This is a genomic window from Cupriavidus sp. SW-Y-13 (genome assembly GCF_009793345.1).
Classification (GTDB): Bacteria; Pseudomonadota; Gammaproteobacteria; order Burkholderiales; family Burkholderiaceae; genus Cupriavidus.
Genome location: NZ_WHLX01000001.1, coordinates 2,012,250 through 2,031,759 on the forward strand (window position 1 = coordinate 2,012,250; position 19,510 = coordinate 2,031,759).

Here is a 19,510-nt window from a genome sequence, read left to right on the forward strand (position 1 = left end):
CGTTCTCTCCGTGACGTGAATGACGGCCACTCCTCCATGGCCGACGTTCCCAATGACGGCATTGCCACGACTGACTTGATTGCATTCGCGTGATGTTCAGCCGTGCATTTTTGTGATGACGCCGAAAGAGTTGCGGACACATCACCTGTCGTGACGCAAGTCCGGACAAGCACGCACGAGCCCGCGTATGGAGGAAATCCTCAGTGCGGTTTTCGTTGGAATAGGCACACTGGCGGGATGACCGCCCCTGCTTCCACGGCCACTGCCGCCACATTCGATCCCGGCCTCATCCTGATGGCCTTCGCGCCGGTATTCCTGCTGACCATCGGATGGGAAGCGTGGTACTGGTCGAAGCGCGATCGCTCGATCTACAGTTGGCGCGACACACTGTCGAACGCCACGCTAGCGTTGCTGCATCAGGCGTCCGACGCCTTCTTCCTCTGGTTGATGATTCGCACCGTCTACACCTGGTGCTATGCGCAGGGTCTGCGCGCGGTGCCTGAGACGTGGTGGTCCTTCGCGCTGCTATTGCTGCTGCAGGATTTTCTCTACTACTGGTTTCACCGCGCGAGCCACCGCGTGCGATGGATGTGGGCCTCGCATGTGGCCCACCATTCGTCCGAAGGAATGAATTTCTCCACGGCGTTCCGGCAAAGCCTGACCTATCCGATTTCCGGCATGTGGCTGTTCTGGATTCCGCTGGCGTGGATCGGATTCTCGCCAGACTGGGTGATCCTGGCCGTGGGCCTGAACCTCGCATTCCAGTTCTTCGTGCATACGCGACTCGGGCAGCGCTGGCCCCTCGTCGAGAAACTCGTGAACACACCGAGCGTCCACCGCGTGCATCACGCGAAGAATCCGCAATACATCGATCGAAACTACGCGGGCGTGCTGACGATCTGGGATCGGATATTCGGCACGTTCGTGCCCGAGGAAGACGCGCCGCAGTACGGCATCACGCGACAGGTCCGCACGCACAATCCGCTGACGCTGACCTTCCACGAATGGCGCGACATGTTCGCGGATGTCTGGCGGGATCGGGATCTGCGGTATTTGTGGAAGCCGCCGGAGTGGCGGGCGAAGGCTGATGCTGAAGCGGTTGATGCGCTGGCCCTCTCCCCCGGCCCCCCTCCCGGAGGAAGAGGGGAGCAAACCCCTGGTATGTGATAGCGTCTCGACAATAAAAAAACCGCGCCACCAGGGCGCGGTTTTTTACCTTGCGATGCGGAGATTTACACCGCTTCGCGCGAAGCACGCTTGCGCTCGTGCTCCTTCAGGTGGCGCTTGCGCAGACGAATGCTCTTCGGCGTGATCTCGACCAGTTCGTCGTCAGCGATGAATTCCACCGCGTATTCGAGCGACATCTGGATCGGCGGCACCAGGCGCACGGCTTCGTCAGTACCCGAGGCGCGCACGTTGGTCAGCTGCTTGCCCTTGATCGGGTTCACGACGAGGTCGTTGTCGCGGCTGTGAATGCCGATGATCATGCCTTCGTACAGTGCATCGCCCGGCTTCACGAACATGCGGCCGCGATCCTGCAGCTTCCACAGTGCGTAGGCCACGGCGTCGCCGTCGTCCTGCGAGATCAGCACGCCGTTGTGGCGCTCACCCAGGCCGCCTTCGCGCAGCGGCGCGTAGTCGTCGAAGATGTGGCTGATCAGGCCGGTACCGCGCGTCAGCGTCAGGAACTCGCCCTGGAAGCCGATCAGGCCACGTGCCGGAATACGGTATTCCAGACGTGTGCGGCCCTTGCCGTCCGATGCCATGTCGAGCAGTTCGCCCTTGCGGCGACCCAGTTCTTCCATGACCGAACCCTGATGGCCGTCTTCGACGTCCACGGTCAGCAGTTCGAACGGCTCGTGCTTGACGCCGCCGATGTCCTTGAACACCACGCGCGGACGCGACACGGCCAGCTCGTAGCCTTCACGGCGCATGTTTTCCAGCAGAATCGTCAGGTGCAGTTCGCCACGGCCCGAGACTTCGAAGATCGTGTCGTCGCCGGTGTCCTGCACGCGCAGTGCCACGTTTGCCTTCAGTTCGCGGTCCAGACGCTCGCGCAGTTGGCGGCTCGTGACGAACTTGCCTTCACGGCCGGCCAGCGGCGACGTGTTCACGCAGAAGTTCATCGTCAGCGTGGGCTCGTCCACCTTCAGCATCGGCAGTGCGTCCAGGGCTTCAGGGGCGCACACGGTGCAGCCAATGCCCAGTTCCTCGATACCGTTGATCAGCACGATATCGCCGGCTTCGGCTTCGGGCACGATCTCGCGCTCCAGGCCACGGAACTTCAGCACCTGGTTGATACGGCCCTTGATCGGGTTGCCTTCCGGACCGAACTTGACCACCACGTCCTGCAGCGCACGGGCGCGGCCACGCGAGATGCGGCCAACGCCGATCTTGCCGACGTAGCTGGAGTAGTCCAGCGAGATGATCTGCATCTGCAGGGGACCATCCGGATCGTCGTTACGGACCGGCACCTTGGTCAGCACGGTCTCGAACAACGGCTTCATGTCGCCATCGCGCACGTCTTCGGTCAGACCGGCATAGCCGTTCAGGCCCGATGCGTAGATCACGGGGAAGTCGAGCTGCTCGTCGTTGGCGCCCAGCTTGTCGAACAGGTCGAACGTCTGGTTGATCACCCAGTCAGGACGTGCGCCCGGACGGTCGATCTTGTTGATCACGACGATCGGCTTCAGGCCTAGGGCCAGTGCCTTGCGCGTCACGAAACGCGTCTGCGGCATCGGGCCTTCCACGGCATCGACCAGCAGCAGCACGCCGTCGACCATCGACAGTACGCGCTCCACTTCACCGCCGAAGTCGGCGTGGCCCGGGGTGTCCACGATGTTGATGTGCGTGCCGTTGTACTCCACGGCACAGTTCTTCGCGAGAATCGTGATCCCGCGCTCCTTTTCCAGGTCGTTGGAGTCCATCACGCGCTCAACCATTTGCTGGTTGTCGCGGAAGGTGCCTGCCTGACGCAGGAGTTGGTCGACCAGAGTGGTCTTGCCATGATCGACGTGAGCGATGATGGCGATATTACGGATGGCGCGGGTCATTCGGTCCCCTGAAATCGGGCAATCGGAAGAAAAATTAACCCGACATTCTAGCATGTTGCAGCGCGGAACGCGCTATGGTTCTTCAGCATAGATCAAGGGCAGCCATTGCGTAAATTGCAATAACCAATTGTGACGCTTGCGAGTGGCATAGCCGATTAGCTATATTTGCCCAGACAAATATTGCCGCGCCAAGAGATGACTTCTCATTCACCTGCCGACCTGTTCGATCCTACCGACTATCAAATCGGCAAAAGCGTGGGCTATTTGCTCGCGCGCGCCAAGAACATGCTGTCGCTAGGGGTGGAACAGGAAGTCAGCGGCCTGGACATGACGCACGCGCAGGCCATCTGCCTGATGATGCTCGCCGAGGGCGAGGCCACCACCGTCACGGATCTGGCGCGCGCGCTCAACACGGACGCAGGTTCGGTCACCCGCCTGCTGAGCCGTATGGAAAAGCGCGGGCTGATTGCCCGCACGCGGCGTGACGACGACCGCCGCGTGGTGGATCTGTCGATCACGCCCGAAGGCGATGCACTGGTGGAGAAGTTGCCTGTCGCGTTGTGCAACGTCATGCGCCGTGGCTTCGATGGCTTCTCGCAACAAGAGATCGATGTGCTGTGCGGCATGCTGCAGCGGATCATCACCAATACCTGCCCTGCCGGCGAAGCCGGATGTCCGCAGGACCGCAATTCCGAGTAGCCCTTCCGATAGCGCCCAGATGGCGCACCAGTCCTTGCAGTGAACCCAAACGGCCGGATGCCCGTTGTTTCCGGCCCCGAGAGTCAGCGTCAACGCACCTGTTCCATGACACCCATTCATTCTTCCGCCCCGACGCATCCGCACCGGGAATGGCACCGGACCGGCGCCCTTGCCCTGACGCTGCTCGCTGCGGCCGTACTGGCCGGCTGTGCCGCGTTCGGCAATTCGCAGAGCACGCAGCATGTGGCCGATCCCGCCACGCTGACCTCGCCGCAGACGTTCACCAACGACCACGGCCAATGGCCGTCGCAGGATTGGGTCGACCAGTTCCACGATGCGCAATTGCGCAAGCTCGTCGACGAAGCCATCCTGGACAATCCGAACCTGCAAGTGGCGATCGCGCGCCTGCAAGCGTCGCGCGCCATGGCCGATGCCACGCGTGCCGCGCTGTACCCGGGTGTCGATTTCGAAGGCAGCCTGGTGCGCCAGCGCTTCTCCGAAACCGATCTGTTCGAAGGTACGCCGCTCGCCGGCTCGTGGCAGAACCAGTCGCGCCTGCAGCTTGGACTGTCGTGGGATCTCGACTTCTGGGGCAAGAACCGCGACGCACTGGAAGCCGCGCTCTCCGAAGACCGCTCCATGGAAGCCGAAAGCCAGGCGGCACGGCTGATGCTGACCACGTCGATCGCACGCGGCTACAACCGTCTGGCTGCACTCTATGCGCAGCGCGACGTGGCCGAACGCGCCATCGCCCAGCGCCGCGACCTGACCGACCTGTCGCGCCAGCGCCTGGCCGCCGGCCTCGACACCCAGGTGGAAACCACGCAGGCACGCGGCACCGTGGCTGCCGCTCAGACCGATCTGCAGCGCGTGGATGAGGAAATTGCCCTCGCCCGCAACCAGATCGCCGCGCTGCTCGGCAAGGGCCCGGACCGTGGCCTGCAGATCGCCAAGCCGACGCTGCTCGCCAACGCCACGCCACAACTGCCCGACGACCTGACCATCGGCCTGATAGGACGCCGCCCCGACCTCGTGGCTGCGCGCTGGCGCGTGGAAGCCGCGTCGCAGGACATCAGCGTGGCGAAGAAGGAATTCCTGCCCGATCTCACGCTGACCGCGTTCGCAGGCTACGCATCGCTCGATCCGTCGAACCTGCTGATGGGGATCAGCCGCACGTTCGGCGTGGGTCCCACGCTGAAGCTGCCAATCTTCGCAGGCGGACGCTTGCGCGCGAACCTCAAGGGCAAGTACGCGCAGTACGACATCGCTGCGGCCAGCTACAACCAGACGCTGGTCGATGCCCTGCGCGAGACTGCCGATACGGTGACGAGCATCCGCAGCGTCGATCAGCAAATCCGCACTCAACGCGAAGCGCTCGATCTGGCGGAACACGCCTACTCGCTTTCCATCACGCGCTACAAGGCCGGCCTCGGCACGCAACTGACCGTGCTCAACACCGAGAGCAACGTGCTGCAGCAACGACGCCTGTCCACCGACCTGCAGGCGCGCCGGCTCGATCTGCAGATCGGACTGATGAAAGCACTGGGTGGCGGTTACGAGGAACCCGTCGGGGCCACGGGCAAGGCCGAACAAACCGAAAAGACCAAGACCTCGGGCGCACACGGCTGACGCTGCATCGCCAAGACCCGGGCAAACGCAAGATACGACGACATTACGGACGAGAATTCGATCATGAGCTCCAACCAACAAGCAGCCGCCGCGGCTGAAAACAACGGCAAGCGCCGCCGCCTGCTGATCTCGCTGACCGCCGCCGTGGTGGTGGCAGGCATCGGCTATGGCCTCTACTGGGGTCTGTACGCGCGCCACTTCGAGAACACCGACGATGCCTACGTGGCCGGCAACGTTGTGCAGGTCACCCCGCTCGTGGGCGGCACCGTGGTATCGATTGCAGCCGACGACACGCAACTCGTCACCGCCGGCCAGCCGCTGATCCAGCTCGACCGCGCCGACTCGCAGGTCACCATGGAACAGGCCGAGGCCCAGCTCGCGCAAGCCGTGCGCGAAGTACGCACGCTGTACGTCAACAATGGGTCGCTGGCCGCCAACGTGGCGCTGCGCGAAGCCGATGTGGCCAAGGCGCGAGACGACCTTCGCCGCCGCCAGGCCATCGCCGGCTCGGGCGCCGTGTCGAGCGAGGAAATCGCCCACGCACAGACCTCGCTGAAGGCCGCCGAATCGGCACTGCTGGCCGCGCAGGAACAACTGGCCTCGAACAAGGTGCTGACCGACCAGACCACGGTCGAGAAGCACCCGAGCGTCCAGCGCGCCGCCGCCAACCTGCGCTCGGCCTACCTGGCGTTCGCACGATCGACAATTCCCGCGCCGGTCACAGGCTACGTGGCCAAGCGCTCGGTGCAGGTTGGCCAGCGCGTGCAGCCTGGCGCGCCGCTGATGGCCGTGGTGCCGCTCGACCAGGTCTGGGTGGACGCCAACTTCAAGGAAGTGCAAATCACGCATATGCGCATCGGGCAGCCCGTCGAGCTAGAAGCCGATGTCTACGGCTCGAAGGTCAAGTACACGGGCCACGTCGAAGGCTTCTCGGCCGGCACGGGTGCGGCCTTCTCGCTGCTGCCGGCGCAGAACGCCACCGGCAACTGGATCAAGGTGGTGCAGCGCCTGCCCGTGCGTATCGCGCTCGATGCCAAGCAATTGAAGGATCATCCGCTGCGCGTGGGTCTGTCGATGAATGTCACGGTCGATGTGCGCAACGAGGAAGGCGCGGCCATGGTCAACGCTACGAAGGGCCGCCCAATGCAGACCAATGTCTACGACAAGGTGGCAGAAGATGCCGACGCGCTGATCGCTCGCATTATCGCCCTGAACAACGGCGGACGCACGGCAGCGCCGGCGGCCACGGGTGCGCCACGCGCCATGGCTCCGAAGCCCGCGGCCCATAGCTGAACCGACGAACCGCTGACTGCCAATGGCTAATTCCATCACCGCTACGCCGGACGACAGCGCGGCGCCGGCACCCAAGCCGGCGCCCCCCGCTCGCCCCGCGCAGCATCCGCCACTCACGGGCGGCAAACTCGTGTTGGGCACCATCGCGCTGTCGCTGGCCACGTTCATGAACGTGCTCGACTCGTCGATCGCCAACGTGTCCATCCCGGCCATCTCGGGCGACCTTGGCGTGTCGCCGAACCAGGGCACCTGGGTCATCACGTCGTTCGCGGTAGCCAACGCCATCTCGGTGCCGTTGACCGGATGGCTGACCCAGCGCTTCGGTGCCGTACGCCTGTTCGTGCTGTCGATCCTGCTGTTCGTGGTGTCGTCGTGGCTTTGCGGCGTGGCGCCGAACCTGGAGACCCTGCTTGCCGCACGCGTCCTGCAAGGTGCCGTGGCGGGCCCGATGATTCCGCTCTCGCAGGCGCTGCTGCTGGCCAGTTACCCTCCGGCAAAGAGTTCCATGGCGCTCGCGCTATGGGGCATGACCACGCTCGTGGCCCCGATCATGGGGCCGCTGCTCGGCGGCTGGATCTCGGACAACATGACGTGGCCCTGGATCTTCTACATCAACATCCCCATCGGCATCCTGACGGCCTATGTAACCTGGGTCATCTACAAGGACCGCGAAACACCAACCAAGTCGCTGCCCATCGACCGCATCGGCCTGGCACTGCTGGTCATCTGGGTAGGGTCGATGCAGTTGATGCTCGACAAGGGCAAGGAACTCGACTGGTTCCACTCCGGCGTGATCGTCGCACTAACCGTGATCGCCATCGTGGGCTTCCTGTTCTTCCTGATCTGGGAACTGTACGAGAAGCACCCGATCGTCGATATCCACCTGTTCCGCGGCCGCAATTTCGCCGCGGGCGTGGTAGCCATCTCGGTGGCTTACGGGCTGTTCTTTGGCAACCTGGTGATCCTGCCGCTATGGCTGCAGACCATCGTGGGCTACACGGCAACCGACGCCGGTCTGGTCACCGCGCCAGTGGGGATTTTTGCAATCATTCTGTCCCCGATCATCGGCCGGGTGCTGCCCAAGGTAGACGCACGGTGGATCGCCACTACGGCGTTCATCACATTCGGCGCGGTCAGCTTCATGCGGGCGGGCTTCACGACCGGGGTAGATACGCGGGCGCTGGTGATTCCGACGTTGATTCAGGGCGCGGCCATGGCGATGTTTTTCATCCCGCTGACCTCGATCATCCTGTCAGGCCAGCCGCCTGAGAAGATTCCGGCTGCTTCCGGGCTGTCGAACTTCGTGCGGATCACGTTCGGCGCCATCGGCGCATCGATCTCGACTACGCTCTGGGAAAACCGCTCGGCGCTGCATCATGCGCAACTCGTCGAACAGATCAATCCGTACAATCCGATCTACCAGCAGCAGCTGGATCACCTGATGAGTATGGGCATGTCGAAGATGCAGGCCATCGGCTCCATCGAACGAAATATCTCGCTCCAGGCATCGATGCTGGGGGCAAACGATATCTTCTGGATTTCCGGCGTGCTGTTCTTCGTGCTGATCGTGTTCGTCTGGCTGACGAAGCGTGCGCAAGGTGGCGGCGGGGCTGAGGCGGCTGGGGCGCATTGAAGCCCGCCCACTGTCCCACGCGCCTGATTTGCTCCCCTCTCCCGCGCGCGGGAGAGGGGCGGGGGTGAGGGCCAGCGCATCAAGACGCGATGTCCGCAAATTGAACTGCATTGCCCTCACCCCCAACCCCTCTCCCACTTCGCGGGAGAGGGGAGCAAACCGTCGGGCAATCAAAACACAGCTGTGAATTAAAGCTTCACCAACCGCTCCGGCCTCAACGCCCCTTCCTTCATCCTCGCCACGCCCAGCAGTTTCCCTTCGCCATAGACCCGCGCCAGCACGCCCTCTTCCTGCACCTGCCCTTCCGGCAAATCCCGACGCGCAATCCGCTGACCCTGCACGAACCGTCCTGCCGCCACGGCATCGAGGTCCACGCGTACGCAGCGCTGCAGTAGCGCATCCACTGGCGCCAGCATTCCCGGCCGCTCGTCATCAGCCTGGGCATCGATCTGCGCCAGCGTCACCGCGCCAACAAGCGTGAGATCGCCCACTGCAGTTCGACGAAGGCCGGTCAGGTGCGCGCCGCAACCCAATTCTTCGCCGATGTCCTCGGCCAAAGTCCGAATGTACGTGCCTTTACTGCACGTCACGCGCATCATGAACCGTTGATTCGCGAGGTCCACGTCGAGCAAGGTCAGTTCGTGAATCGTCACCCGACGCACCGCGCGCTCCACGGTCTGGCCGGCGCGCGCGTATTCGTAGAGTGGTTTGCCGTCCTTCTTCAGCGCCGAATACATCGGCGGCACTTGTTCGATATCGCCCGTAAAGCGCGCGACCGCCGCATCCAGCGCAGCGCGATTGCATGTCACGGGACGCTCGATGACGACATCGCCCTCCGCATCGCCCGTGGTCGTGGTCGCGCCCAATCGCACCTCAGCCTCGTAGGTCTTGTCTGCTTCAAGCAGATCCTGCGAGAACTTGGTCGCTTCGCCAAAGCAAAGCGGCAGCAAGCCGGTCGCCAGCGGATCGAGCGTACCGGTGTGCCCGGCCTTGTTCGCGCGCAGCAGGCGCTTGGCGCGCACCAGCGCGTCGTTGGACGAAAGGCCCAGCGGCTTGTCGAGCAACAGCACGCCATGGACGTCACGGCGCGGCAACCGGGGCGGACGGCTGGCTTGGGAATCGGTCATTGAGGGAAATTCGAGAGAAGCGGCACCGGCGAACGCCGGCGCGCTTGGGGATATGCGGATCGACTACTCGTCGGTACGCGTGTCGTCGTCCTTCGAACGCGTGGCGTTCGCCTCGTTGATCAGCTTGGACATTTCGATCGCATGCTCCACCGACGTATCGTGATGGAAATGCAGCGTCGGCACCGTATGGATATGCAGGCGCTTGAACAGCAACGAGTGCAGGTAGCCAGCCTTCTCACGGAGGATGCCAGCCGCTACGTCCGGCTCGGCGCCTAGCACCGTGAAATAGACCTTGGCGTGCGCGTAGTCGGGCGTCAGCGCGACCGATTGCAGGGTCACCAGACCCAGGCGCGGATCGCGAAGCTCGCGCTGGATCATCTCGGCCAGTTCCTTCTGGATCTGGTCGGACAGGCGCAGGTTACGGGAGGAGATATTGCCTTTCTTGGCCATTCAATACTTTTAGCTTGCTTGCTGCTTTTTGCCTTGCCGAAGTAAAAACGGCAGGCCGGAGCCTGCCGTTCTGCGTTGCGCCTTACAGCGTACGCGCCACCTCGGTGATTTCGTACACCTCGAGTTGGTCGCCTTCCTGAACGTCGTTGAAGTTCTTGATCGACAAGCCGCACTCGAAACCTTGCTTGACTTCCTTGACGTCGTCCTTGAAACGCTTGAGCGAGTCCAGTTCGCCGCTGTGGATCACCACGTTGTTGCGCAGCACGCGGACCAGCGACGAGCGCTTGACCATGCCGTCGGTGACCATACAACCCGCCACCGCACCGATCTTCGGCACGCGGAAGACCTGACGGACTTCCACCTGACCGATCGTCGTCTCGCGCTTTTCCGGCGCCAGCATGCCCGACATCGCCGCCTTGATCTCGTCTACCGCATCGTAAATGATGTTGTAGTAGCGGATATCGATGCCGTTGTGCTCGGCCAGCTTGCGCGCGCCAGCGTCGGCTCGCACGTTGAAGCCGATGATGACAGCCTTCGAGGCGGTCGCCAGGTTGACGTCCGACTCCGAAATGCCACCCACGCCACCGTGCACGATCTGCACGCGCACTTCGGCGGTCGAAAGCTTCTGCAGCGACTGCACCAGCGCTTCCTGCGAACCCTGCACGTCCGCCTTCACGATCAGCGGCAGCGACTGGACTTCGCCTTCGGCCATCTGCTCCAGCATCGTTTCCAGCTTGGCCGCCTGCTGCTTGGCCAGCTTCACGTCGCGGAACTTGCCCTGACGGAACAGCGCGATTTCACGTGCCTTGCGCTCATCCGGCAGCACCAGCACTTCTTCACCGGCGGCCGGCACTTCCGACAGACCCTGGATTTCCACCGGGATCGACGGACCAGCTTCCTTCGCCGGCTTGCCGTTTTCGTCCAGCATGGCGCGCACACGACCGTAGGCGCTGCCTGCCAGCACGACGTCGCCACGCTTGAGCGTGCCGCTGCTGACCAGGATCGTTGCGATCGGGCCCTTGCCCTTGTCGAGCTGGGCTTCCACGACCAGACCCTTGGCCGGTGCATCGACGGGGGCCTTCAGTTCCAGCACTTCCGCCTGCAGCGACACCTGTTCCAGCAGTTCTTCGATACCGAAACCGGTCTTCGCGGACACCGGCACGAACGGCGAATCGCCGCCGTACTCTTCCGGCAAGACCTGCTCTGCCACCAGTTCCTGCTTGACGCGGTCCGGGTTGCCGTCCGGCTTGTCGATCTTGTTGATCGCCACCACGATCGGCACTCCGGCAGCCTTGGCGTGCGCAATCGCTTCCTTGGTCTGCGGCATCACGCCGTCGTCGGCAGCCACCACCAGGATCACGATATCGGTCGCCTTGGCACCACGGGCACGCATGGCCGTGAAGGCCTCGTGACCCGGGGTGTCCAGGAACGTGATCACGCCACGGTCGGTTTCCACGTGGTACGCGCCAATGTGCTGCGTGATACCACCGGCTTCGCCCGCGGCAACCTTGGTGCGGCGGATGTAGTCCAGCAGCGACGTCTTGCCGTGGTCGACGTGACCCATCACGGTCACCACCGGCGGACGCGGCAGCAATTCGGCGTCAGTATGATCCTCGCCATCCACCACCAGCAGGGCTTCCGGATCGTCCAGCTTGGCGGCAAACGCCTTGTGGCCCATTTCTTCCACCACGATCATGGCGGTTTCCTGGTCCAGCACCTGGTTGATCGTGACCATCTGGCCGAGCTTCATCATCTGCTTGATGACCTCGGATGCCTTCACGGCCATCTTGTGCGCCAGGTCGGCCACGGAGATGGTTTCCGGCACGTGCACTTCACGGATGACCGGCTCGGTCGGCGCCTGGAAGTTGCTGCGATCGTCGGCATGCTGCTTGCCGCCGCGACCACGCGAACCACTGCGCCAGCCGCCCGTGCCGCCGGACGAATCGCCGCGCGTCTTCAGGCCGCTGCCCTTCTTGCCGCGATTGTCGTCTTGCCAGCCGCCAGCCTTGGCGCCCTTGCCACCCTTCTTGTCGGCGGTCGCCGTCGTCGTGGTGGTAGTGGCGGCCGGTGCGGCCTTCTTTTCGTCCTTCTTCGGCTCGGCCGTGGCACCCGCCGGCTTCACCGGCTTGTGCAGCGTGCCGGTCTGCTCGGCCTTCTTTTCCTCTGCCTTGCGTTCCGACGGCGCCTTGAGCACGCGCGGCGGCGCATTCAGCATCTGCTGGATGGCGCGGGCCTCGGCCTCTGCAGCTTCGCGACGGCGGCGCGCGGCAGCATCCTGCTCGGCACGTGCCTTGTCGGCGGCGGCCTTGGCGCTGTCCTGCTCGGCGCGTGCCTTGTCGGCAGCAGCCTTCGCATCGTCGGCGTTTTTCTGGGCCTGCGCACGCTCACCAGCCAGACGCGCCTTGTCGTCTTCGGCCTTCTTGCGCGCAGTTTCCTCGGCGGCATCGGTCGCGGCGCGCGAAGCGGCAGCCTCTTCCTCGGCCTTCTGCGCGAGCAGTTCAGCCTGGCGGCGCTGCTCGGCCTCGGCGGCTTCCTGGCGCGCGCGGCGTTCGGCTTCCTCGCGTTCGGCGGCTTCGCGTGCAGCCTGGGCTTCGGCTTCCTGGCGAGCCAGGGCCTCCGCTTCCTGCCGACGCGCCTCTTCGTCGCGACGTGCCTGCTCGGCGGCGTCAGCCGCGGCCTGCTCGTCGGAGCCATCGTCGTGCGATTCCACGTCGTCACGCTTCACCAGCACGCGCTTCTTGCGTACCTCGACCTGCACCGTGCGGGTCTTGCCGGTGGAGTCCGACTGGCGGATCTCCGAAGTTTCACGCTTGGTCAATGTGATCTTCTTGCGCGCGCTATCGTCGGCCTGACCATGCGACCGCTTGAGGAAATCCAGCAGTCGGGTCTTGTCCGATTCGGTAATGATGTCTTCAGGCTTTGCCTTGCCCACCCCAGCTGCCTGCAATTGTTCCAGCAGTGCAGCAGGGCTGCGGCTCAGTTCTGCGGCCAGTTGGGCAACTGTTGTGCTTGCCATTCAAACCCTTTCAATGCTCGGTTTCTACGTCGGGACAATTCGTGTGCGGAAAGCGCGTCCGAGCCAGGCCCGGACGTGTCCCTCAGTTAAACCAATGTTCCCGTGCTTTCATGATCAGCCCGCGGGCCTCATCCTCGGTCACGCTGGCCATCTCGACCAGTTCGTCCACGGCCAGTTCGGCCAGGTCGTCGCGCGTGTGGATATTGCCTTCGGCCAGCTTGCCGATCAGCTCGGGCGTCAGGCCGTCGAGGGAACGCAGGTCCTGCGATACCTCTTCCACCTTTTCTTCCCGGGCCAGTTCCATCGTCAGCAGCGCATCGCGGGCGCGATTGCGCAACTCGGTGACGGTATCTTCGTCGAAGGCCTCGATCTCCATCATTTCGCTGATAGGCACATAGGCCACTTCTTCCAGCGTGGAGAAACCTTCGTCGATCAGGATGTCCGCCACTTCCTCGTCCACGTCCAGCTTGGCCATGAACAGCTTGCGTACCACTTCGCTTTCCTCGGCCTGCTTTTGCGCCGATTCTTCCTGCGTCATGATGTTGATCTGCCAGCCGGTCAGCTCCGACGCCAGGCGTACGTTCTGACCACTGCGACCGATGGAGATGGCGAGGTTTTCCTCGTCCACCACCACATCCATGCTGTGCTTCTCTTCGTCGACCACGATCGACTGGACCTGGGCCGGCGCCAGCGCACCGATCACGAACTGCGCCGGATCTTCCGACCACAGCACGATGTCCACGGCTTCGCCACCGATCTCGTTGCGCACCGCCGTCACACGCGTGCCTCGCACGCCGACGCAGGTACCGATCGGGTCAATACGCTTGTCATGCGCCACCACGGCGATCTTGGCGCGAACGCCCGGGTCGCGGGCAGCCGCCTTGATTTCCAGCAGGCCCTGTTCCATCTCGGGCACTTCGTTCTCGAACAGCTTGATCAGGAACTCGGGTGCCGTACGCGACAGCTCGATCTGCGGGCCGCGCGCAGCACGGTCCACGTTCAGGATGTACGCACGCACGCGATCACCGGTGCGCAGGTTTTCCTTCGGAATGATCTGATCGCGTGCCAGCAGCGCTTCCACGCGGCCAGATTCCACGATCAGACCCTTCTTGTCGGCGCGCTTGACCGTGCCGGTCATGATCTTTTCGCCGCGATCGAGGTAGTCGTTCAGGATCTGCTCGCGCTCGGCATCGCGGATGCGCTGCAGGATCACCTGCTTGGCAGCCTGCGCGCCGATCCGGCCGAATTCCACGGACTCGATCTGTTCCTCGATGAACTCATCGAGTTCGATATCGGCGATCTGGTCACGGGCTTCGAACAGCAGGATCTGCTTGTCCGGCTCCTGCAGGCCCTGTTCGTCAGGAACCACGAGCCAGCGGCGGAACGTTTCATGCTCACCGGATTCACGGTCGATATGGACGCGGATATCCACGTCTTCCTCGAAACGCTTCTTGGTCGCAGAGGCGAGTGCCGCCTCCAGCGCACCGAAAACCACATCCTTGTCGACGTTCTTCTCGCGCGCTAGCGCATCGACGAGCAACAGAACTTCGCGGCTCATTGCTTGTTCCCTTTTCTTTGATTTCCCTTGAAGTCGATCACCGGCACCAGGCGTGCCTTGTCGACATCGGGTATGGCGAATTCCAGCAGCGCCGGACCATCCTTGCCCTCGAATTCCAGGCCGATCTTCTCGGCGCCAGCTTCGCCCGAGGGTTCCCTCAGGATGCCGACGAAATTCTTCTGGCCGTTGACCGGCAGGCGCAGCGTGACCCTGGCTTCGGCGCCGACGAAGCGGACAAAATCAGCCAACTTCTTGAGCGGACGATCCAGACCGGGCGACGACACTTCGAGGCGCTCGTAATCGACGTTCTCCACTGTCAGAACGTGGGTAAGCTGGCGGCTTACCTTCTCGCAATCCTCAATGACGATGCCGGTTTCAGGCTGATCGATGTAGACACGCAGAAGTCCGGCCGGGGCACGCTCAAGCTCAACCAACTCGTAGCCCATGCCGATAAGGGTGGTTTCGATCAAATCTGCCAGATGCACTGTAATCCCGAGTAGTGGCCTTCAACACCGTGGCAGGCACTGGACAACACAACGTTCTGAAAGCGAGTTTCCGAAACCTGTAAGCTGCCCCTGCCTGCCCATCACCCTCGGGCGGTGCGCAGCGTGGCGCAAACCAGCCGCACTCGACGCGCACTCACGAACGGGCGAACCAAAAAAAAATGGGCGCAATGCCCATCATTCGCCCATCCCACTGAGGATGATACTTTTGAATAGACTTGGATTATACGCGGATTATGTCCAAAAGGCAAAAGCCGGTTGTATCCGCACTGGATGGGGGCAATGACGCCATGCGCACATCGACCCCACCCTGCCTGGCGTCAGCGATGACCGCCCCGACCACCACCGCCCCCGCCACCACGCGGACGCCGTGCGCCACCACCACCCGCCCCGCCACCGCTATTGCCACGGGCATTGCCGCCGCCCTTGGCAGCCTTCGGCATCACATTGCCGTTCACCTCGCCACCGCCACGACGCGGACGGTTGCCTCCGGCATTGCCAGCATTGCCAGCGTTTCCACCACGCCCACCACGGCCACCTGCACCGCCAGGACCACGTGCACCGCCACCCATACCGCCCATGCCACCGCCAAACTTCGTCGAGTGCGACGTCAGCGGCGCAGGACCCGACGGGATGTAGCCCATTGATGTCTGCATCGGATCAGGCTGGCCGCGGCCGGCGTTACCGCCACCGCGATTGCCACCGGCTTTCTCGAACCGCGGCAGTCCATCCATGCCCGTGACCATGGGCATGCCCGCGATCGCAGCCTCGGTGCGCGCCTTACGCCCGCCCACCTTGGTCATGCCCTTGCCGCCGCCCTGCTCGCCCTTGGCCGGTGCTTTCAGGCCAATATTGGCCATCAGGTTGCGCACCTCGGTGGCTTCGAGTTCCTGCCAACGGCCACGCTTGAGACCACGTGGCAACAGGAATTGCCCGTAGCGTGTGCGAATCAGGCGTGAAACGGTCAGGCCCACCGCCTCGAACATGCGGCGTACTTCGCGGTTCCGTCCTTCGGTCAGCGCTACGTGATACCACTGGTTCACACCCTCGCCACCGCCATCGGCGATCTGCAGGAAGTTAGCCTGGCCGTCGTCGAGTTCGATGCCGTGAAGCAGACGCTGACGATCGGACTCGGCCAGTTCACCCAGCGTGCGCACCGCGTATTCACGCTCCACGCCATAGCGCGGGTGCATGAAGCGGTTGGCGATATCGCCCGAAGTCGTGAAAATCAGCAGGCCCTCGGTATTGAAGTCCAGCCGGCCCACGGCGACCCACTTGCCGTTCTTGATACGCGGCAGGCTGTCGAATACGGTCGGACGGCCTTCCGGATCCGACTGGCTGACGATTTCACCGGCTGGCTTGTGATACAGCAACACCCGGGGCGGCTTGGTCGTAATCTTGCGGTGGATCAGCTTGCCGTTTACGCGCACCTGATCGGCCGGCAGGATCCGCTGGCCAATATGTGCTGGAAGCCCGTTGACGGAAACACGACCCTGCAGGATCAGTTCTTCCATTTCGCGGCGGGACCCCAGCCCACCGTCAGCCAACACCTTGTGCAGCTTCGGCGCATCGTCATCCGATGTCAGCTCACGAACGGGCTTCGCCTTTGTGCGCGGAACGACCATGTCTTCCTGGTCGAACTGCTCGGAGATCACAAAGCGGAACAGATCCTCGCCACCTGCAGCCTTGAGCGCCTTGCCGGCGGGCTTCGCCGACTTGTCACCTTGACGGGATTCACCCTGGCGCTGATCGCCGCGACCACCCGGTTTGCCAGCGCCACCCTGGCCCTTGCGCTGCTGCGGGCCTGGCTTGTTGCGCCTGCCGGCCTGCTCGGCTGCTGGCTTGTTCTCACCGTCGACCATCGCAGCCTTACGTTGCGGCTGCTGCCGCCGACGGCGCTGCGGCTGGCCTTCGCCCGATTCGGACTGGCGCGGATTAGCCGGCCGCATTTCCGCCCGTGGAGCCGCGACCTGTTCACCGGCATCGGCGGCAGGCGCAGGCTTGCGTCGGCCGCGTGTCCGCGGTGCTGCGGGCTGCGCACCCTCTTCGGCCTGCACCGGCGGCGCATCGGCATCACCCCGACCGGCATCCCGATCCTGGGCACCCTGGCGGCGGGACGCCACCAGGTTTCGCAGACCGCGGCGGAGGCCCTTGCGGCGCGGCGCGCCGTCCGCGCCATTGCCCGTATCGGGCGCTGCGCCGGTGTCGCCCGGCACGTCCGGCTGGCGGACGTCTTGATCAGCGGAATCAGACAAAGTATTCACTATCGATGTTGCATGTTATTCAGTTGGACACGCGCTCGTCGTCCTCGGCCGGATAAGGCGCGTCGCCCTCCAGACCCGATTCCTCGGCAACTTCCGAAACGGAAGCCTGAGTGTCCACGTGGAAACCGTTGGCATGCGCCAGCGGCACGTCGTCGTCCTGCCCGAGTGACGGGGGATCGGACTCGACGCTGCTTTCTTGTTCTTGCGATGCGCCTTCAATGACCTCGGTGGAATCGGCAGTTTCCAAATTGGCCGGCGTCTCCGCATCGGCCTTCTCGGTGTCCGCCGGCGTCACGGCGTTGGGGACCACTTCCGTGGCCGCAAAAGCCTCTTCGTCGCCAGCAGGCGGATTGGCCGTGGCGATATCTTCGAAGTCGATGGCTTGTTGATCCAGCAACGTTGCCTGGGCCTGCGCCTGAGCATCCTCAAGCGGCGGGAGTTCGTCCAGCGAACGCAAGCCAAGGTCATCGAGAAACGCCTTGGTCGTCGCATAGAGTGCCGGGCGTCCAGGAACGTCACGATGGCCGATCACTTCGATCCAGTCGCGGTCCTCAAGCTTTTTGACGACTTCCGTACTGACCGTCACTCCGCGGATTTCTTCGATGTCGCCACGCGTCACCGGCTGGCGATACGCGATGATCGCCAGCGTTTCCATCACCGCGCGGGAATACTTGGGCGGCTTTTCCGGATTGAGCCGGTCGAGATACTCGCGCATTTCGGGCCGGCTCTGAAAACGCCAGCCGCTCGCCAGCGCCACGAGTTCCACGCCACGCCGTTGCCAATCGTTCCGCAACTCTTCGAGGAGCACCCGGATCGTGTCGGCACCGACATCGTCGGCAAACAACCGTCGCAGATCACCGACGCGCAACGGTTCCTGCGCACAGATCAGCGCGGTCTCGAGGACGATCTTCGCCTCTTGGGTATTCATGTGATTGTGTGCAGCCTGTCTTTGCACCTGCCCCCGGACGAATCCCGGGGCACTGGAGATTGCAGATACAGCGAGGCCAAAGCCATCGCCATCTCGTCGCGCAGACGGTCCACGCTGGTTTCAGCGCCGCCGTGCACCTCGTTCTTTGCATCGAATTGCCGGGACTGTCCGGCAGGAGATCGTCCAGGGCCGGCAGCCATCACCGGTCGACGGACCTCTTGCGTCGCGCCTCCCCTTCGGGGCGGACATTCGCCTGGGCCAACGCATGACCAAGACGGCAAGAAACAATCGGATATCGGCTCAGGAAACTTCGCCCTGACCCGGCGTCACCTTCCACACCGCCGTCGGCCTTTTAACCAGATCTTTTGAACCGGATGGACTGTGGGGATGGTTCCGGCATGCAACTGCATGGCCAGAAACCCTGGGCGGGCATCCCTGATGAGAGAAACCGCCCCGGCGACGCCTCGTGCATGACGCGGCGCGATACCGTGGTTCTCGCGATTGTATGGCATTACCGCCGGATACCGCAACCCGGGGCTGTGGCCGATTCAGAACACCACGCAGAATCCGGCGTGCGCAAGCGTCTCCGGAAGCCATACGGCCCGGGCCACCCCCAGCAACCCGAAACCCGCCACGAGCAAAGCTGAAACGGTGCGAACCCACCGCTTGCGCGACCACTGCCGCAGGTAACCGGATAACCCCGAGATCACCAGCAGATTCGGCAAAGTACCTAGTCCGAAGGCTCCCATGACGAGTGCGCCCGACGAAGCATTGCCCGCCAGCAGCGCCAAGCCGAGCGCACTATAGATCATTCCGCAGGGCACCATACCCCATACAAGACCCATGCCGAATCGGTGCATCGCTGACGGCACTGCGGCAGGACCGCCATGCAACCCCTGAGTCGATCGAACGTGCCGCAAGAGCTTGGCGACGTGCGAAGCGATCCGCGCGACAAAACGTTCCACGGCACCCATGCGCATCTGCCAGCCGAAAAGCAACCACAATCCGGCCATGATCAGCAACAGGCTCCCCACGCCGAACAGCCATCGCTGCAATGGCAGATAGTCGTGCGCCCACGCCGCCGCACCCACTGCACCGGCCAATGCGCCGAGCAACATGTACGTCGTCACCCGGCCCGCATGCATGACGCAAATCGACATCCACCAGTGCCGTCTAGAACGGTGCAAGAACGAGACCGTCTGTTGCACTTGCTGCGGATTTTGTTCGACTGCAATAGCAATTCCTCCACACATCGCCGCGCAATGCACACCGCCAAACAGGGCAATCAGAAAAACGCTTAAAAGCACGCCAAATGGCAACTGTTCCTCGCTTCCGCGTCACTCGACGCTGTAAAATG

14 protein-coding genes are annotated in these 19,510 nt (G+C 63.3%); 5 read left to right on the top strand and 9 right to left on the bottom strand.

The window, feature by feature from the left end; all coding sequences use genetic code 11:
* Nucleotides 1-237 precede the first annotated feature (237 nt).
* Nucleotides 238-1,167 (top strand): sterol desaturase family protein, encoded by a 930-nt coding sequence (locus GA566_RS08980; RefSeq protein ID WP_160472542.1) that lies wholly within the window; start codon nt 238-240, stop codon nt 1,165-1,167.
* Nucleotides 1,168-1,232: 65 nt separating this feature from the next.
* Here GA566_RS08980 and typA read toward each other — a convergent pair whose 3' ends face one another.
* Nucleotides 1,233-3,053 (bottom strand): translational GTPase TypA, encoded by a 1,821-nt coding sequence (gene typA, locus GA566_RS08985; RefSeq protein WP_137923898.1) that lies wholly within the window; start codon nt 3,051-3,053, stop codon nt 1,233-1,235.
* 195 nt (nt 3,054-3,248) lie between these two features.
* Between typA and GA566_RS08990 the strand changes: the two genes are divergently transcribed.
* The 4 genes from GA566_RS08990 to GA566_RS09005 all read left to right on the top strand — a co-directional run bounded on the left by GA566_RS08990 (nt 3,249) and on the right by GA566_RS09005 (nt 8,307).
* Nucleotides 3,249-3,752 (top strand): MarR family winged helix-turn-helix transcriptional regulator, encoded by a 504-nt coding sequence (locus tag GA566_RS08990; RefSeq protein ID WP_160472543.1) that lies wholly within the window; start codon nt 3,249-3,251, stop codon nt 3,750-3,752.
* 105 nt (nt 3,753-3,857) lie between these two features.
* Nucleotides 3,858-5,381 (top strand): AdeC/AdeK/OprM family multidrug efflux complex outer membrane factor, encoded by a 1,524-nt coding sequence (locus GA566_RS08995; protein WP_160472544.1) that lies wholly within the window; start codon nt 3,858-3,860, stop codon nt 5,379-5,381.
* A gap of 63 nt (nt 5,382-5,444) precedes the next feature.
* Nucleotides 5,445-6,674: an HlyD family efflux transporter periplasmic adaptor subunit gene (locus tag GA566_RS09000; RefSeq protein ID WP_160472545.1), complete on the top strand. Its 1,230-nt coding sequence runs from the start codon at nt 5,445-5,447 to the stop codon at nt 6,672-6,674.
* Nucleotides 6,675-6,696: 22 nt separating this feature from the next.
* Complete coding sequence (locus GA566_RS09005) at nt 6,697-8,307, top strand: DHA2 family efflux MFS transporter permease subunit (RefSeq protein WP_160472546.1); 1,611 nt, start codon at nt 6,697-6,699, stop codon at nt 8,305-8,307.
* 188 nt (nt 8,308-8,495) lie between these two features.
* Here GA566_RS09005 and truB read toward each other — a convergent pair whose 3' ends face one another.
* The 8 genes from truB to GA566_RS09045 form a co-directional block, all read right to left on the bottom strand.
* On the bottom strand, nt 8,496-9,434 hold the full coding sequence (gene truB / locus GA566_RS09010) for a tRNA pseudouridine(55) synthase TruB (protein WP_160472547.1): 939 nt from the start codon (nt 9,432-9,434) through the stop codon (nt 8,496-8,498).
* A 63-nt stretch (nt 9,435-9,497) separates the two neighbouring features.
* On the bottom strand, nt 9,498-9,884 hold the full coding sequence (rbfA, locus tag GA566_RS09015; RefSeq protein ID WP_137928582.1) for a 30S ribosome-binding factor RbfA: 387 nt from the start codon (nt 9,882-9,884) through the stop codon (nt 9,498-9,500).
* An 82-nt stretch (nt 9,885-9,966) separates the two neighbouring features.
* Entirely contained in the window at nt 9,967-12,900 is a 2,934-nt protein-coding gene (gene infB / locus GA566_RS09020; RefSeq protein WP_160472548.1) for a translation initiation factor IF-2, read from the bottom strand.
* Nucleotides 12,901-12,982: 82 nt separating this feature from the next.
* Nucleotides 12,983-14,458, bottom strand: coding sequence for a transcription termination factor NusA (nusA, locus tag GA566_RS09025; protein ID WP_137928584.1), 1,476 nt, complete (start codon nt 14,456-14,458; stop codon nt 12,983-12,985).
* On the bottom strand, nt 14,455-14,943 hold the full coding sequence (rimP, locus tag GA566_RS09030; RefSeq protein ID WP_137928585.1) for a ribosome maturation factor RimP: 489 nt from the start codon (nt 14,941-14,943) through the stop codon (nt 14,455-14,457). Before rimP ends, nusA begins: the two co-directional genes overlap by 4 nt.
* Before the next feature lie 338 nt (nt 14,944-15,281).
* Nucleotides 15,282-17,216 (bottom strand): 23S rRNA pseudouridine(2605) synthase RluB, encoded by a 1,935-nt coding sequence (gene rluB, locus GA566_RS09035; RefSeq protein WP_160472549.1) that lies wholly within the window; start codon nt 17,214-17,216, stop codon nt 15,282-15,284.
* Between the two features lie 28 nt (nt 17,217-17,244).
* Nucleotides 17,245-18,153, bottom strand: a complete 909-nt coding sequence (scpB, locus tag GA566_RS09040) for an SMC-Scp complex subunit ScpB (protein ID WP_160472550.1) — start codon at nt 18,151-18,153, stop codon at nt 17,245-17,247.
* Nucleotides 18,154-18,701: 548 nt separating this feature from the next.
* Complete coding sequence (locus GA566_RS09045; RefSeq protein WP_137927200.1) at nt 18,702-19,472, bottom strand: sulfite exporter TauE/SafE family protein; 771 nt, start codon at nt 19,470-19,472, stop codon at nt 18,702-18,704.
* Nucleotides 19,473-19,510 lie beyond the last annotated feature (38 nt).

Bases quoted from the DNA above. Each gene is read 5' to 3' on its own strand.
- GA566_RS09000 (WP_160472545.1), top strand. From the start codon at position 5,445: ATGAGCTCCAACCAACAAGCAGCCGCCGCGGCTGAAAACAACGGCAAG.
- GA566_RS08980 (WP_160472542.1), top strand. From the start codon at position 238: ATGACCGCCCCTGCTTCCACGGCCACTGCCGCCACATTCGATCCCGGC.
- truB (WP_160472547.1), bottom strand. From the start codon at position 9,434: ATGACCGATTCCCAAGCCAGCCGTCCGCCCCGGTTGCCGCGCCGTGAC.
- nusA (WP_137928584.1), bottom strand. From the start codon at position 14,458: ATGAGCCGCGAAGTTCTGTTGCTCGTCGATGCGCTAGCGCGCGAGAAG.
- GA566_RS08990 (WP_160472543.1), top strand. From the start codon at position 3,249: ATGACTTCTCATTCACCTGCCGACCTGTTCGATCCTACCGACTATCAA.
- infB (WP_160472548.1), bottom strand. From the start codon at position 12,900: ATGGCAAGCACAACAGTTGCCCAACTGGCCGCAGAACTGAGCCGCAGC.
- GA566_RS09005 (WP_160472546.1), top strand. From the start codon at position 6,697: ATGGCTAATTCCATCACCGCTACGCCGGACGACAGCGCGGCGCCGGCA.
- rbfA (WP_137928582.1), bottom strand. From the start codon at position 9,884: ATGGCCAAGAAAGGCAATATCTCCTCCCGTAACCTGCGCCTGTCCGAC.
- typA (WP_137923898.1), bottom strand. From the start codon at position 3,053: ATGACCCGCGCCATCCGTAATATCGCCATCATCGCTCACGTCGATCAT.
- scpB (WP_160472550.1), bottom strand. From the start codon at position 18,153: ATGAATACCCAAGAGGCGAAGATCGTCCTCGAGACCGCGCTGATCTGT.
- GA566_RS08995 (WP_160472544.1), top strand. From the start codon at position 3,858: ATGACACCCATTCATTCTTCCGCCCCGACGCATCCGCACCGGGAATGG.